This is a genomic window from Bradyrhizobium sp. STM 3809 (assembly GCF_000239795.1).
Lineage (GTDB): Bacteria > Pseudomonadota > Alphaproteobacteria > Rhizobiales > Xanthobacteraceae > Bradyrhizobium.
This window is the reverse complement of sequence record NZ_CAFJ01000642.1, coordinates 1-14,836: the sequence shown is the minus strand read 5'-3', so window position 1 is coordinate 14,836 and position 14,836 is coordinate 1. Positions and strand designations below refer to the sequence as shown.

Sequence of the window (14,836 nt, the reverse complement as noted above, 5' to 3'; positions counted from 1 at the left end):
GCCGGCGCCTGCTGCCACAGCGAGGCCGACATCACCGCGACGAGCGTGCCCGCGACGGCGAAGGCGGCCGCGAGCCAGGCTGGCGCGTCCTCGCCGGCCACGGCGCAGGCATGGGCGCGTGGAGCGGGCGAAGGCAGCGCAAGGTTCGGGGAGGGAGCCAGCATGTCAGCCCGCCGGCACCTTGAACAGCGGCGTGATCAGGTCGATGCCGCATTCCAGCGTCGCGCACCACTCGATGAACTGGCGCGACATCGCGGCGTCCGGAAACAGCGCGCCGTGCTGCGGAGCGATGATCTCGATGTCGAGCGGCCGTACCATCTGCGCCCACGCCTTCATGACGCGGTTCGACACCATGTAGCGGCGGTGGAAGCCTTCCATGAAGCGGGTATGCGCCCTGAAGTCGCGCGTGACGGTGTAGTCGACGCCGATCGAGGCGCCGAGATCGCCGCTGTAGAGGATCTTCGAAATGGGATCGTAGAGCTGGAAATTGCCCTCGCTGTGCAGGAAATGCGCCGGCAGGGCGTAGAGCTTGCAGCCGGCGAGGTCGAACACCATGCCCTCGTCGGGGATCGGCTTCAGCCGGTCGGCGACGATGTGGTCGAAGCCGAAATGCGGCACGAAGCGGGTCCAAAGCGAGGAGATGTAGGCGTCTGCATCGGTCGTCATCAGCCAGCCGTTGATCGCCGCGACGATGTCGGGGTCCTGATGCGACAGGAACAGATATTTCAGCCGTCCGCCCGAGAGCTCGCTGAAGGTCTCGCCGAGCACCTTGGAGTAGACCTTGTGGCCGCCGGGATCGAGCAGCATGCCGACGCGGTCGTGGATGATCAGGTGCTGGTTGGCCTGCACCGCGAGATCGCCGGCGCTGAAATCCTCCAGCAGGATGTTCTTGTGGACGCCGTCGTCATAGAGAACGGTATTGGCCATGACGCTTCTCCCGCCGGCGCAGCGCGCCGGCCTGCTTGTACGACGGCGCTACAGCACCTTCTGCAGCGACCGGACGGCTTCGCGCATGTCGAAGAAGGTCAAGCCGAGCTTGCTGTTCTCGTTGGTCAGCGCGAGCAGGAGCGCGCCGCGGCCGGCGCTGACCAGCACCGCGTAGCCGGACTCGCCGCGGATGATCACCTCCTGCAGATGGCTGCGGCCGAGCTCCATCGCGGCGCGGCCGCCGAGCGACAGCAGCGTCGCGGTCATGCCGGCGACTCGCGTCTCCTCCATGTCGGCGGCGAGCACGCTCGCGATCATCAGTCCGTCCTCCGAGATCAGCGCGCAGGCCTCGACCCCGAACGAGTCGCTCTGCAGCTTGCGCAGGACGCGGTTGATTTCATCGAGTCGGGACATCGGCTTCTCCTCGACGGCGCGCGGGGCAAATCGGGAATGAAACTGGGGTTGAGCCATGGCGGGATCCTGGGCGTCATCGTGAGGCGTTGAAACGGCGATGGTCGGACTATCAGGGTCGGCAAAAGAGGGGAGCGGTTCGTCGGGCGCCAGCGGCGCTGCTGGCGGAACGGTGTCGTCAGGGCTCGTCACAGCGCGCGTCTCGATCGTGTCCACGGCGTCGTCGAGCGCGCGCTGCTCGGCCTTGATGCGTGATCGCGAGACCGGCGGATGCATCGCCTCGAGCCGGCTGACCAGTGCCTGGCGTGCCGATTGATACACCTCTGCGCGGCGCTCGGCGCTGGAATCCGGCAGGTTCTCCATCGCCCGCGACAGCAGGATGAAGTAGTCGGCGGTCGTCACGGGCACCGCCGTCCCATCCTCGTGGGGTCCGTGCGCTCGGCTCAGCAGGCTTGCGAGGCGTCCCATCGCTGTCTTCAACTCTACACAACTAACGATGCGCAAAGTTAGGTCGGCGCAAGGGACCCCGCGAATGATCTGAATCAAATTAACTCAACATGTGGCGCATCGGCGCGGTCTCGCCATCATTCGCGCCGGTTTGCGCCATGATGCCGCCGTCTCGGCGGCCGTTCGGCCGCGATTTCGTCGTGTTCGGTTGCGACTGCGCCGCTGTTGCAGCCAGAATCAGCTACGATCGCGGCGGCTGTTTGCGGCCACGGGGAGGGGAATGTGAACGTTCAGGAGTATCTGCGGCGCGACGCGGTCGCGTTGGCCGAGGCGGTGCGCGCTGGCGAGACCACCGCGGCCGAACTGCTGCAGCTCGCGCTGCAGCAGAGCGAACGCGCCCAGCCGCGCACCAACGCGATCTGCACGATGATGGAGCGCGAAGCGCGTGCGCAACTGGCCAAGCCCGCGACCGGTCCTTTCACCGGCGTCCCGTTCCTGATCAAGGACTGCGCGCAGGACTATGCGGGCCTACCGACGGCCTATGGCAGCAAGGCGCTGTCGGGCCGCGTGGCAAAGGAGCATGCCTCCGTCGTCCGGCGCTATCTCGCGGCCGGTCTCGTCATTTTCGGCAAGACCAACCTGCCGGAGCTCGCGCTGAAGGGCGTCTCGGACTCGCGCGCCTTCGGGCGGACCAGCAATCCCTGGAATGCCGCGCATACGCCCGGCGGCTCCAGCGGCGGCGCAGCGGCAGCAGTCGCCTCGGGCGTGGTGCCGATGGCGGCCGGCAATGACGGCGGCGGCTCGATCCGCATTCCCGCCGCCTGCTGCGGCCTGTTCGGACTGAAGCCGTCGCGCGGCCTGGTGTCGTCAGGGCCCGGCTTCGGCGAATACTGGTTCGGCGCCTCCTGCGAAGGCGTGCTGTCGCGCAGCGTCCGCGACACGGCGGCAGCGCTCGACGTCATCGCGGGCGCCGAGCCCGGCGATCCGTTCCTCGTGGCCGAGCCGGGCGTGGTGTTCGCGAACGCCGTCACGCGCGACCCGCCGCGCCTGCGCATCGGCGTGATGACAGCGTCGCCGATCGGCACCGAGGTGCATGCCGAGGCGAAGCTCGCGGTCGAGGGGGCCGTGAAGCTGCTGCAGGGGCTCGGGCATGAGGTCGAGGAGGCCGCGCCCGACATCGACGGCGCCGCGCTCGCGACCTCGTTTCTGCACATCTATTTCGGCCAGGTCGCGGCGTTCGTGGCCGACGCCCGCGCCAGCGGTGCGAAAGGCGAGGAGTTCGAGCTGCTGACGCGGGTGCTGGCGACACTCGGCGGCGCGATCTCGGCGGGCGCACTGACCACCCAATTGCTCAAATGGAACGACTTCGCGCGCGGCCTGGCGCGCTTTCACGCGCGCTACGACCTGCTGCTGACGCCGACGCTCGCGCATCCGCCGGTCCGCCATGGCCAGGGCGATCCCTCGACCGCCGAGCAGACGCTGCTCGATATGCTCGACCGCGTCGGCCTGCTCGGGCTTTTGGCGCGCTGGGGCGCGCTCGACGGCATGATCGACAAGATCGCCCGCGACAGCCTGCAATATGTCCCGTTCACGCAGCTGGCTAATCTCACGGGAACGCCGGCGATGAGCGTGCCGCTGCATTGGACCGCCGAGGGCCTGCCGCTGGGGGTGCAGTTCACCGGCCGGCTCGGCGACGAGGCGCGGCTGCTGCAGCTCGCCCGCCAGCTCGAGCAGGCGCAGCCCTGGTTCGAGCGGCTGCCCGACTGGGTGCGATCAGGCTGACCGTTTCGGCGGCATGCCGATGGCGCGGCCGAGCCCGTCGGGGCGCGGCAGGGCGGCATGCGCCTGCAGCACGCGGGCGATATTGGCCTGGATGTCCTCCGGGAACGGCGCGACCTTGCGTTTGGTCATGTCGATGTGCACCGACATGTTCTCCGACGTCGCGGAGATCCAGCCTTCCCCCGCGTGGCGCAGTTCCTCGAAAGTGTGCAGCCGCTTCTCGTCGGCGGCGATCAGCCAGACGGCGATCACAACGGGGTCGCCGAGATGGATCTCGCGCAAGTATCGCACGTGGCATTCGGCGGTGAAGGTCGAGCCCTGGCGCTCCTTCATGTAGGCCGGTCCGATGCCGAGCTCCGCCCAGATCTGGTCGATCGCGCGGTCGAACATCACGTTGTAATAGGCCATGTTGAGATGGCCGTTGTAGTCGATCCATTGCGGCTCGATCTGCATGACCTGCGACAGGAACGGCCCGCTCGCGGCCGGCGTGGGCACTGCATTATCGCTCATCGGCTCTTCCGTTTGCTCCCTTGACCCCTGTTGCGTCCTTTGCCACGGTCCGCCCAACTTTTGGAGGAAGCTGTGGCGACGACGATCCCCCATCACGATCTGAAGCGGCCCGCGCCGGAGGCGCTGAAAAGCGCGCTCGACGCGCTCGCGGCCCGCTTCGGCAACAGGCTCATCACCTCGCAGGCCGTGCGCGAGCAGCATGGCCATACCACGACCTGGCTGCCGACGCAGCCGCCGGATGGCGTGGTGCTCGCGCAGGAGACCGCCGACATCCAGGACGTCGTCCGCATCTGTGCGCCGCTGGGCGTGCCGATCATCCCGTTCGGCACCGGCACCTCGCTGGAAGGCCAGGTCAACGCGCCCGCCGGCGGCATCTGCATCGACATGCGCGACATGAACAAGGTTCTTGAGGTGCATGCCGAGGACTTGGACTGCGTGATCCAGCCCGGCATCACCCGCAAGACGCTGAACGAATATCTCCGCGACCAGGGCCTGTTCTTCCCGATCGATCCCGGCGCCGATGCCTCGCTCGGCGGCATGGCCTCGACGCGGGCCTCCGGCACCAACGCGGTGCGCTACGGCACCATCCGCGAGAACGTGCTGGCGCTCAAGGTCGTCCGGGGCGACGGCGAGATCATCAAGACCGGCACGCGCGCCAAGAAGTCCGCGGCCGGCTACGATCTCACCCATCTGTTCGTCGGCGCCGAGGGCACGCTCGGCATCATCTGCGAGATGACGATCCGCCTGCGCGGCATCCCCGAGACGATCGCTGCGGCGTCGTGCTCGTTCGAGACCGTGCGCGGCGCCTGCCAGGCCACGATCCTCGCGATCCAGACCGGCATCCCGATGGCGCGCATCGAACTGCTCAACGCGGCGCAGGTGCGGGCGTGCAACGCCTATTCGAAGCTGACCCTTCCGGAGACGCCGCTGCTGCTGCTGGAGTTCCACGGCAGCGAAACCGAGGTCGCCGAGCAGTCGAAGAACTTCGCCGAGATCGCCAGGGAATGCGGCGGCGGCGACTTCGCCTGGACCACCAAGCCCGAGGATCGCACCAAGCTGTGGCAGGCGCGTCACGACGCCTATTGGTCGGTGAAGGCGATCCGGCCCGGCGTCGGTGTGGTCGCGACCGACGTCTGCGTGCCGATCTCGCGTCTCGCCGATTGCGTCGGCGAGACCGAGGAAGATCTCGCGCGCCTTAAGCTGACCTCGCCGATCGTCGGCCATGTCGGCGACGGCAATTTCCACTGCTCGCTGATGTGCGATGTCGACGACGCCGACGAGATGGCGCGCGGCGAGGAGTTCATGCATCGCCTCGTCGAGCGCGCCCAGGCGATGGGCGGCACCTGCACCGGCGAGCACGGCATCGGCCAGGGCAAGCAGAAGTACCTGAAGTCGGAGCTCGGCCAGGAAGCGCTCGACGCCATGCGCGCCGTCAAGCAGGCGCTCGATCCGCAGAACATCTTCAACCCCGGCAAGATCATCCCGGCGAGCTGATCGTCGTCATTGTAGCCGAGCTATTGCAACACGGGCGCTGCGCTCCCTCTCCCCGTTCTTACGGGGAGAGGGAGCGCACCGTCTGCGCGGCGACAGCGGCGGACTCATATCTTCCAAAAGGCAGTGAACAGAAAACACCGCCGCATTGGGGATGCGGCGGTGTCGTTGGTTCGCCTTCGGATCACCGGCAGACGCGGCGCGGGCCCCAGGGGGTCGGGCGGATCCAGCAGGTGCGCGGGCCGTAGCCGTATCCGTAGCCATAGCCGTAATAGGCGCGTGGGGCCGGGCGGCAGTTGCCCCAACCGTCGCGGAACCAGCCCGGACCGCAGCCGCCGGCGACGCGCTCGACGTTGCTGTCCGGAGCGGCCGGCTGGGCCGGCAGCGTGAAGGCCTGCGCGGCCGACGCGCCCACCATGACAGTCGCGGCGAGCAGGGCGGAGGTGAACAGATTGCGCATTGCGGTGCGGTCCTCTCGTTGGTTTCGAATCAGGTTGGTCGTTAGACGTCGCCAGACGCAGTTTGGTTTTGCAGTTTGGTTTCGCAACTTTGTTGAAGCCGCAAAACCTCCCCTCATACCATGGTGCTCAGTGCACAGCCGATCGTGCAGCGCAGCTCCGCTGATCAGGCGGCGCCGTGCCGCAGTGTAGTCGCTGCTGCGCACGAGCGACAGTGTATTTGCTGCAACGAACATGAATGCAGCCTGACATGCGTAGTCATCCGCCGCACCGTGCGGCCGCGCTGCACTTCGTAACGATTTGTATCAGGCAGCGTCGGGCGAGATTCCGCTGCGCCCTCGCTGTCATCCAAGCGAAAGCGGGGATCCATCACCACCGGCCGGACGGGTCGGCGAGATGGTCGACGTCCAGCCTGCAGCGGGACGACAGCCGTGGTCGCATCAGACGATCGCGGCGTGATCGGCCTCGGCTCACTCCGCGGACGACGGCTGCTGCACGCGCAGCTTCTGCAGCGCGAGATCGACGCTCTGGAAGACGTGATCGCGCGGCAGCACGTCATACAGGCCGAAGCGCTCGAACGCCGCCTGGGCCCGCAGCGATTCCAGGCGCGCCACGGCGAACACGATGCCATCGGCGTTGCACTGCCTGATCACCGCCAGCAGCGCCTGCGCGGCGGTGAAATCGATTTCGACCATCGCGCTGGCTTCGAGCACCAGCAGCCGCGGCCGCCGTCGTTGCAGCAGGTGCTGGAGATCGGTGCGGAAGGTCGCGGCGTTGAGGAAGCTCAGCGGCGCCTGGAAGCCGACCACGGCGATGTCGGACAGTTCCTCGCCGGGCAGGAGCGGATGTGCCGGCCACCAGATCGTGGTGTCGGGCACTCGCTCGAAGGTGATGAGATGTGCGCGGGTCGTGCTCCAGATGCCGTGCAGCAGCGACAGCGCAATGCCGAGCGCGACGCCTTGCTCGATCGGCAGCACCACGATGGCGGCCGCCGTGGCGGCAATCAGCAGGAACTCGCCCTTCGACGCGCGATAGACCTGCACGATCTGTGCGACGCGGATGATGCGCAGCGCGACGAACAGCAGCACGCCGCCGAGCGCGGCCTCCGGCACGTGGGCCAGGAGCCGCGCGCCGAACAGCACGAGCAGCAGCACGATGATCGCAGCCGAGAGGCTTGCGACCTGCGAGCGGCCGCCGGTCTCGACCACGATTCCGGTGCGCGGCGGACTGGCATTGACGGGAAACGTGCCGAACAGGCCTGCGAGCAGGCTGGCGGCGCCGGCGCCGAGAAAATCGCGGTCGACGTCGGCCGGACGATCCGGCTCGGAGGGAAACGACCGCGTCGTGGCCGCGGTCTGCATGATCACGACGACGGCGATCAGGAACGCCAGCGGCACCAGCTTCACCCATTGCTCCGGCCCGATCAGCGGCACCGACGGCATCGGCACGCCGCCGGAGATGGCGCCGACCACGGGCACGCCGCGCGCCTCGAGTCCGGCCGTGATCACGAACAGCGTCGCGGCGACGAGCGCGATCAGCGCGCCGGGGATGCGGGCGCTGATCCGCTCGCAGACCGTCACCGTTGCAAGCACGCCGATGCCGATGACGAGCGTGTAGATGTTGGTCTTGCCGAGCTCGCCGGACAGGGCGGCGATCCGCGCCAGGGTTGGTCCGCTCGGCGCGGGCAGGCCGAGCACCCCGGGCAGTTGCGACACGATGATGTGCACCGCGATTCCGGCCAGGAAGCCGACCGTGACCGGCACCGACAGCAGGTTGGCGATGCCGCCGAGCCGGAAGCCGCCGGCGAGCACCAGCATGAGGCCGACCAGGAGCGCTAGCGCCGCGGCGATGCTGCCATATTCCGGCGTCCCGCTGGCCGCGAGCAGCGCCAGCCCGCCGGCGAAGATCGGCGTGATCGTCGAATCCGCGCCACAGGACAGGAAGCGGTTGGCGCCGAACAGCGCGAAGCCGAGCGAGCCCGCCAGGAAGGCGAAGAAGCCGGTCTCCGGCGTGAAGCCGCCGAGCTTGGCGGTCGCCATCTGCTCGGGGATCGCGATCGCGGCAAGCGTCAGCCCGGCGGTGAGATCGGCGGGCAGGGCGCTGATCCGCCAGCCCTGCAGCGAGCGCAGCATCGCCCAGTGATGGTTGCCGTCGTGAGATGGCTCGGTCATGTCGATCTCTCCGCGCGCGGGCTTGCGCGTGTGCTTATCCAAGGTCGCGATCCCAGGGAGGCTGCGGCGCGAACGCCGTGGCGAGGTAGTCGATGAAGGCGCGCACCTTGGCCGACGGCGTGCGATCCGGCAGGTAGACCGCGTGCACCGCCAGCAGATCCGACGGCGGCACGTCGAGGCGGACCGGCACCAGCCGTCCGGCGCGAACCTCGTCGCCGACGATGAAGGTCGGCTGATAGATCAGGCCTTGCCCGGCGAGCGCAGCAGCGAGCAGCGCATCGCCATTGTTGGCGCGCAGATTGCCGCTGACGGTGACGTCGACGGCCGCCTTCCCACCCATGCGCCAGCGCGACGGACCGGCGGCCGCCAGCGTGTAACCGAGGCAATTGTGCGCGGCGAGATCGGCCGTGCTGCGTGGCGTGCCATGCGCGGCGAGATACGACGGCGCGGCGCAGACCATCATCCGGCACGGCGCGAGCCGTCTTGCCACCAGCGTCGAGTCCTTGAGCGCGCCGATCCGGATCGCGAGGTCCCAGCCTTCCTCGATCAGGTCGACCAACCGGTCGTTGAGGCCGAGCTCGACGCTGACGCCGGGATAGAGTGCGGCGAAGCCGGCGAGCAGCGGCGCGATCTGGCGGGTGCCGAAGGCGAGCGGGACGTTGAGGCGCAGCAGGCCGCGCGGCTCGACGCGATCGGCCGCGACCGCGCTCTCGGCCGCCTCGAAATCGCCGAGCACCCGCTCGGCGAGATCGAGATAGCGCCGCCCGACCTCGGTGATGGTGAGCCGGCGGGTGGTACGGTGAAACAGCTTGGTGCCGAGCCTGGTCTCGAGCGCGGCGAGATGCTTCGTCACCATGGTCGGCGACATCCCGAGCAGGCGCGCGGCGCCCGACAGGCTGCCGCTGCTGGCCACCTTGGACAGCACTTCCAGCCCGGTCAGGCGATCGAGCACCCCTGGATCTCGCTCTCTCAGTGTGAACTGAATTTCCCTTGTACCGGATTATCGCTTGGCAGGGAATGATCCATATCCCCGGTGTCCCCACGGAGGTTATGATGATCGATTCCCGCACCGCGCCCTATGCCGCGCTCCTGCTCCGCCTCACGCTCGGCGGCCTGTTCCTGGCCCATGCCAGCCTGAAGCTGTTCGTGTTCACCCCGGCCGGCACGGCCAAGTTCTTCGGCAGCATCGGCCTGCCGCCCGAGCTCGCTTATGTCACGATCACCGCCGAAATCCTCGCCGGCATCGCCCTGATCCTCGGCGTCGCCACCCGCTGGGTCGCGCTCGCCGCCGTGCCGATCCTGCTCGGCGCCATCTTCACCGTGCGCGGCTCGGCCGGGTTCTTCTTCAACAACCCCAAGGGCGGCTGGGAATACCCGGCGTTCTGGGCCGTCACCCTGGTGATCCAGGCCCTGCTCGGCGACGGCGCCTATGCACTCGGCAACCTCCGCGCCAACCTCGCCGGCGGCCAACTGCGCAGCGCGCATTGAAGGTGAGGGGCGGTTCACTGCCGCCCAATTTCGATGTCATCCCGGCGAACGCCGGGATCCATAGCCACCGGCTGGAGTAAGTTGAGCAAGATGGGCGACACTCAGCGTGCCACGAACATCGATCACGCGGTATGGGTCCCTGCGTTCGCAGGGACGACAGCGAGGGTGGGTCGGCGGCAGGATTGAAACGAGTGGTGTCGCCCCACCCACAGTGTCATCCCCGCGAAAGCGGGGATCCATCACCACCGGCTGGAGTGAGTTGAGCAAAATGGTCGACAACCAGCCTGCCTCAATGCCGGTCACAGCGTATGGGTCCCGGCTCAAGGCCGGGATCCATAACCACCGGCCGGATTGAGCTGAGCACGATGGTCGAAGCCCAGCGTGCCTCAAACGGCGGTCACGGCGTACGGGTCCCGGCTCGAGACCGGGACGACGGTTGTGGTTTGGGCCGCGAGCTGAGATATCCAGAAAGAGAACGAGGAGTTTTGACATGACTCTGCCCAGCATCTTCCTGTCGCACGGCTCGCCGATGCTGCCGCTGACGGCGTCGGCGGCGCGGGACTTCCTCGCAGGGCTCGGCGACAGCCTGCCGCGGCCGAAGGCCATCCTCGTGATCTCGGCGCATTGGGAGACCGACATCCCCGCCGTCAACGTCGTCGCCGAAAACGACACGATCTACGATTTTTACGGCTTCCCGCGCGAACTCTATCAGCTGCGCTATCCGGCGCCGGGCGCGCCCGATCTCGCCCGCGCCGTCGCGGAGCGCCTGCAGGCCGCCGGCCTTCCGGTCGGCGTCGATCGCGAGCGCGGCCTCGACCACGGCGCCTGGGTGCCGCTGCTCTTGATGTATCCGCAGGCGGACATTCCAGTCGTGCAGCTGTCGATCCAGACCGAGCAGGGCCCGGCGCACCATCTCGCGCTCGGCCGCGCGCTGGCGCCCTTGCGCGAGGAGGGCGTGCTGATCATCGGCAGCGGCAGCTTCACCCATAATCTCGGCGAGTTCCGCAAGCGCCGGCTCGACATCGACGATCCCGCGCCGTCCTGGGTGGTCGAGTTCGCCGACTGGGTGCACCAGGCCGCCATCGACGGCCGCGTCGACGATCTCGTCAACTACCGCCGCCTCGCCCCGCATGCGCGCGACAACCATCCGACCGACGAGCACTTCCTGCCACTGTTCGCAGCGCTCGGCGCCGCCGGCGAAGGTGCCCGCGTCGAACGCCTGCACAACAGCGCCAATTACGGTGTGCTGCGCATGGACGTGTATGCGTTCCACGGCGCCGATGCGGCGAAGGCTGCGGCGTAGAACGCGGCTTATGAGTTGCGTTGGTTGCGCGCTCGCCCCACGACGTCATTCCGGGGCAAGGCCGCAGGCCTTGAACCCGGAATCCCGACATTGCCTTGCGCCTGTCCCTACAAACTCCAGATTCCGGGTTCGATCATCGACACGCAGCCGCTTCGCGGCCGCGCATCGACGATCGCCCCGGAATGACAGCCGGGAATTTCTGCCCGTCGGGTTACTTTGTCGCAGCCGATTGTCCTTGCGCCGTCGGGCAAATCACCACGATCCTCTCGCGCATCCCGCCTCATGGAAGGGGCGTTGCGCGCGATCGTCACGACACGCGAGGCGGGGAGCGGTGGCCGCGGGAGCTCGCAGCATGTCCTTGTGGGCGTGCGGACGAACGATGCGCTTGCGGACGTGAAGTTGCAGGGTTCTGATACCTCGACGCTGGTATCTCCGCGCAGCGCGTGACACGCGCTGCCGCGCATGGCGGCCAACAAGCCCGAGCGCCAGGAAGCCTGCCTATAAGCGTGAAGACCATCGCGCAGGGAGGGCCGGGCGTTCTCGGCCACACCTGTGGTACCTGCCGCCTGCATTTTTGTTTGCAGGCGGGCCACGGGCGCGGCCAGCGCCCGGCCTTCCCTGCGCCCTTCTACTTCCGAGGGCGATCAATGAGCAGAGCTCGGACGCCATGGCGCCGCGAGGAGCGTGCAGCCGCGGCCCACGGAGCGTACCGCACATTCGGTGTCGTCCCGGCCTTGAGCCGGGACCCATAACCACAGGGTGGTGTTTGGGACACGCGCGACGACCAGTCTTTTCTCACCGCGAGATCACGCGGTAGGGGTCCCGGCGTTCGCCGGGAGGACACCGATGATGAGGATGGTGCGCCGCACGCATGACCTCGGAGGTAACTGACGCGGAGACGGCGTGCGCAGAAAATCCTTGACCCGTTCGCATGCAAATGATGCGAAGGGTGCACCAGGGAGTGAAAACAACAGCCATGCGCCTGCCGTTCTATTATGGCTGGGTCATTGTCGCCGTGACCTTCGCGACGATGGCGATCGGCGTCAATGCACGCACCGCCTTCTCGCTGTTCTATCCACCTATTCTCGCCGAGTTCGGCTGGGACCGCGGCGTCACCGCCGGCGCCTTCTCCTTCGGCTTCGTCGCATCCGGCATCGTCAGTCCGCTGATCGGACGGCTGATGGACCGCACCGGCCCGCGTGCGGTGATGGAACTCGGCGTCGCCCTGATGGGCGGCGGCCTGCTGCTCGCGCCGCTCACCACGCAGCCCTGGCATCTCTACCTCACCATCGGCGTGATGGTCGGCTCCGGCAGCGTCTGCCTCGGCTATTCCGGCCAGTCGCTGTTCCTGCCCAACTGGTTCATCCGCCGCCGCGGGCTGGCCATCGGCATCGCGTTCGCCGGCGTCGGCCTGGGCTCGATGACCCTGCTGCCCTGGGTGCAGCACATGATCGCGCAGACCAACTGGCGCACCGCCTGCACCGCGATGGGCATCGTCGTCCTGGTCGTGCTCGCGCCGATCAATCTGCTGCTGCGCAAGAAGCCGGAGGAGATGGGGTTGCGTCCCGACGGCGATGCCGCGCCGCTCGACAGCGCCGCGAAGCCGGTGTCGAACATCGTCGATCCGGCCTGGGCGGGCATCGACTGGACGCTTTCGCGCGCGCTGCGCACCATCAGGTTCTGGTGGCTCGCGCTCGGCTATTTCTTCGGTCTCTACGTCTGGTACGCGGTCCAGGTCCACCAGACGAAATACCTGCTCGAGATCGGCTTCAGCTCGGGTGTCGCGGTGTGGGCGCTCGGCGCCGTCAGCCTGCTCGGCATTCCCGGACAGATCGCGCTCGGCCATCTTTCCGACCGGCTCGGCCGCGAGGCCGTGTGGGGGCTCGGCTGCCTCGGCTTCGCAATCTGCTTCGCCGCACTGATCGCGCTCAAGGCGGCCCCGTCGCTGCTGCTGGTCTATGTGATGGTCGCCACGCAGGGCGCGCTCGGCTACGGCATCACGTCGGTGATGGGCGCGGTCGTGCTGGAGATATTTCAGGGCGCGCAATTCGGCAGCATTTTCGGAACGCTGATGATGATCGGGCTGTGCGGCGGCGCCGCAGGTCCCTGGGTGACCGGCGTGCTGTATGATCTCACCGGCAGCTACACGCCGGGCTTTGCGATCGCCTTCGCCGGCGCCTTCGTGTCGGCGGCCGCGATCTGGATTGCGGCGCCGCGCCGGGTGCGCGTCGTCGCCGGGCAGTTACATAGGTTGAAGACCGCGGCGGAGGCTGCGGCATGATGTGTGAACTGGCCGACTTGCCATAGCGCCGCGGCCGTGAACCAATGAGCGAACTCTTGGAAAGGGATCACATGAACGAGCACGTCCAGGCTGCCAAGGCAGCGCCGCTGTTCAATCCGCTGTCGCCGGAGTTCATCCGCAATCCCTATCCGTTCTATCAGCAGCTCCGCGACAACGATCCGGTGCATGTGACGCCGTTCGGCTCGTTCCTGGCGAGCCGGCACGCGGAGTCGAGCCTCGTGCTGCGCGACAAGCGCTTCGGCAAGGATTTCGTCGCCCGCTCGATCCGCCGCTACGGCCCCGAGATCATGAACGAGCCGATCTTCCGCAGCATGAGCCATTGGATGCTGCAGCAGGATCCGCCGGACCATACGCGGCTGCGCGGCCTGGTGGTGAAGGCCTTCACGGCGCGCCGCGTCGAGGACATGCGGCCGCGCATCCAGGCGATCGTCGATTCGACGCTCGACGAGATCATCCCGCGCGGCCGGATGGACCTGATCGAGGACTTCGCCTTCAAGCTGCCGGTCACGGTGATCTGCGACATGCTCGGCATTCCCGAGGAGCATCGCGAGGCGTTCTACAAGAGCTCGCGCGAGGGCGGGCGGCTGCTCGAGCCGGTGCCGCTGTCGAAGGCCGAGATTGCCGAGGGCAATGCCGGCAACGCGGTGTCCAGGGCCTATTTCCAGCACCTGTTCGAGCTGCGCCGGAAAAATCCGGGCGACGACCTGACGACGCAGCTTTTGCAGGCGGAGGAGGATGGCGCCAAGCTCTCGCACGAGGAGCTGACGGCCAACATCATCCTGCTGTTCGGCGCCGGACACGAGACCACGGTCAATCTGATCGGCAACGGCCTGCTGGCGCTGTATCGCAATCCCGACCAGCTGGCGCTGTTGAGGGCGCGCCCGGATCTGATCACCAATGCGATCGAGGAGTTCCTGCGCTACGATTCCTCGGTCCAGCTGACCGGCCGCGTCGCGCTCGAGGACATCGAGGATCTCGGCGGCCGCCGCATTCCCGCGGGCGAAACCGTGCTGTGCCTGCTGGGCTCGGCCAACCGCGACCCGGCCGTCTACCCGGACAATCCGGAGCAGCTCGACATCACCCGGGCGAACGTGAAGCCGCTGTCGTTCGGCGGCGGCATCCACCATTGCCTGGGGGCACAGCTCGCCCGCATCGAGGCCGAGGTCGCGATCGGAACCCTGCTGCGGCGGCTGCCGGAGCTGAAGCTGGATGATCCCGACAACCCGGAGTGGCGGCCGACCTTCGTGCTGCGCGGCCTCAAGCGGCTGCCGGCGCACTGGTAACCATCTTCGTTAACGGAGTTGTTGTGCAACGCCCCCGGAAAGAACGACAGCGCTGTGACTTCGCCATACTTAATCCTATATGATGCAGCGCTCCGGTATCGACGTCTGTGGGGCCGCGGCCGCGCGGGCTGAAGGCTTTGGGACGCCGGAGCTTGCAGAGGCCGAGTACGTAGCCGATCGCACCCGGGCCGAGGCCCGCACCGGTCGCGGCCTGGGCCGCCACCGTGTTCGACGAGGTCACATAGGGATAGGTGCCGTGATCGACG

12 protein-coding genes and 1 pseudogene are annotated in these 14,836 nt (G+C 67.6%); 6 read left to right on the top strand and 7 right to left on the bottom strand.

What is annotated here, in order from left to right; genetic code table 11:
- Nucleotides 1-165 precede the first annotated feature (165 nt).
- Nucleotides 166-927, bottom strand: a complete 762-nt coding sequence (locus BRAS3809_RS28635; protein ID WP_008965502.1) for an oxygen-binding di-iron domain-containing protein — start codon at nt 925-927, stop codon at nt 166-168.
- Between the two features lie 48 nt (nt 928-975).
- Nucleotides 976-1,806, bottom strand: a complete 831-nt coding sequence (locus BRAS3809_RS28630; protein WP_008965501.1) for a roadblock/LC7 domain-containing protein — start codon at nt 1,804-1,806, stop codon at nt 976-978.
- 261 nt (nt 1,807-2,067) lie between these two features.
- Between BRAS3809_RS28630 and BRAS3809_RS28625 the strand changes: the two genes are divergently transcribed.
- Complete coding sequence (locus BRAS3809_RS28625) at nt 2,068-3,567, top strand: amidase (RefSeq protein ID WP_008965500.1); 1,500 nt, start codon at nt 2,068-2,070, stop codon at nt 3,565-3,567.
- On the opposite strand, the gene BRAS3809_RS28620 is transcribed toward BRAS3809_RS28625, so the two are convergent.
- The gene (locus tag BRAS3809_RS28620) at nt 3,559-4,074 is read right to left on the bottom strand and encodes a thioesterase family protein (RefSeq protein WP_035659207.1); all 516 of its coding nucleotides are present in this window, start codon (nt 4,072-4,074) and stop codon (nt 3,559-3,561) included. The genes BRAS3809_RS28625 and BRAS3809_RS28620 overlap by 9 nt on opposite strands.
- Before the next feature lie 72 nt (nt 4,075-4,146).
- On the opposite strand from BRAS3809_RS28620, the gene BRAS3809_RS28615 reads away from it, so the two are divergent.
- Nucleotides 4,147-5,568 carry an FAD-binding oxidoreductase gene (locus BRAS3809_RS28615; RefSeq protein WP_008965498.1) on the top strand — a complete coding sequence of 474 codons (1,422 nt, stop codon included), beginning with the start codon at nt 4,147-4,149 and terminating at the stop codon, nt 5,566-5,568.
- A 181-nt stretch (nt 5,569-5,749) separates the two neighbouring features.
- On the opposite strand, the gene BRAS3809_RS28610 is transcribed toward BRAS3809_RS28615, so the two are convergent.
- From BRAS3809_RS28610 to BRAS3809_RS28600, 3 genes are all read right to left on the bottom strand, one after another.
- Nucleotides 5,750-6,025, bottom strand: coding sequence for a GCG_CRPN prefix-to-repeats domain-containing protein (locus BRAS3809_RS28610; protein ID WP_008965497.1), 276 nt, complete (start codon nt 6,023-6,025; stop codon nt 5,750-5,752).
- Between the two features lie 468 nt (nt 6,026-6,493).
- On the bottom strand, nt 6,494-8,194 hold the full coding sequence (locus BRAS3809_RS28605) for a SulP family inorganic anion transporter (RefSeq protein WP_008965496.1): 1,701 nt from the start codon (nt 8,192-8,194) through the stop codon (nt 6,494-6,496).
- Between the two features lie 34 nt (nt 8,195-8,228).
- On the bottom strand, nt 8,229-9,146 hold the full coding sequence (locus BRAS3809_RS28600) for a LysR family transcriptional regulator (RefSeq protein WP_008965495.1): 918 nt from the start codon (nt 9,144-9,146) through the stop codon (nt 8,229-8,231).
- A 101-nt stretch (nt 9,147-9,247) separates the two neighbouring features.
- Between BRAS3809_RS28600 and BRAS3809_RS28595 the strand changes: the two genes are divergently transcribed.
- The 4 genes from BRAS3809_RS28595 (at nt 9,248) to BRAS3809_RS28580 (ending at nt 14,570) form a co-directional block, all read left to right on the top strand.
- Nucleotides 9,248-9,682, top strand: a complete 435-nt coding sequence (locus BRAS3809_RS28595) for a DoxX family protein (RefSeq protein ID WP_008965494.1) — start codon at nt 9,248-9,250, stop codon at nt 9,680-9,682.
- Nucleotides 9,683-10,172: 490 nt separating this feature from the next.
- Nucleotides 10,173-10,985 (top strand): DODA-type extradiol aromatic ring-opening family dioxygenase, encoded by an 813-nt coding sequence (locus BRAS3809_RS28590; RefSeq protein ID WP_008965493.1) that lies wholly within the window; start codon nt 10,173-10,175, stop codon nt 10,983-10,985.
- 976 nt (nt 10,986-11,961) lie between these two features.
- A complete protein-coding gene (locus BRAS3809_RS28585) occupies nt 11,962-13,266 on the top strand; it encodes an MFS transporter (protein ID WP_008965492.1) in 1,305 nt (434 codons plus the stop codon).
- A 71-nt stretch (nt 13,267-13,337) separates the two neighbouring features.
- A complete protein-coding gene (locus BRAS3809_RS28580; protein ID WP_008965491.1) occupies nt 13,338-14,570 on the top strand; it encodes a cytochrome P450 in 1,233 nt (410 codons plus the stop codon).
- A 37-nt stretch (nt 14,571-14,607) separates the two neighbouring features.
- Here the strand turns inward: BRAS3809_RS28580 and BRAS3809_RS35245 are convergent.
- A pseudogene (locus BRAS3809_RS35245) lies at nt 14,608-14,836 on the bottom strand (adenylosuccinate synthetase); the annotation flags it as partial.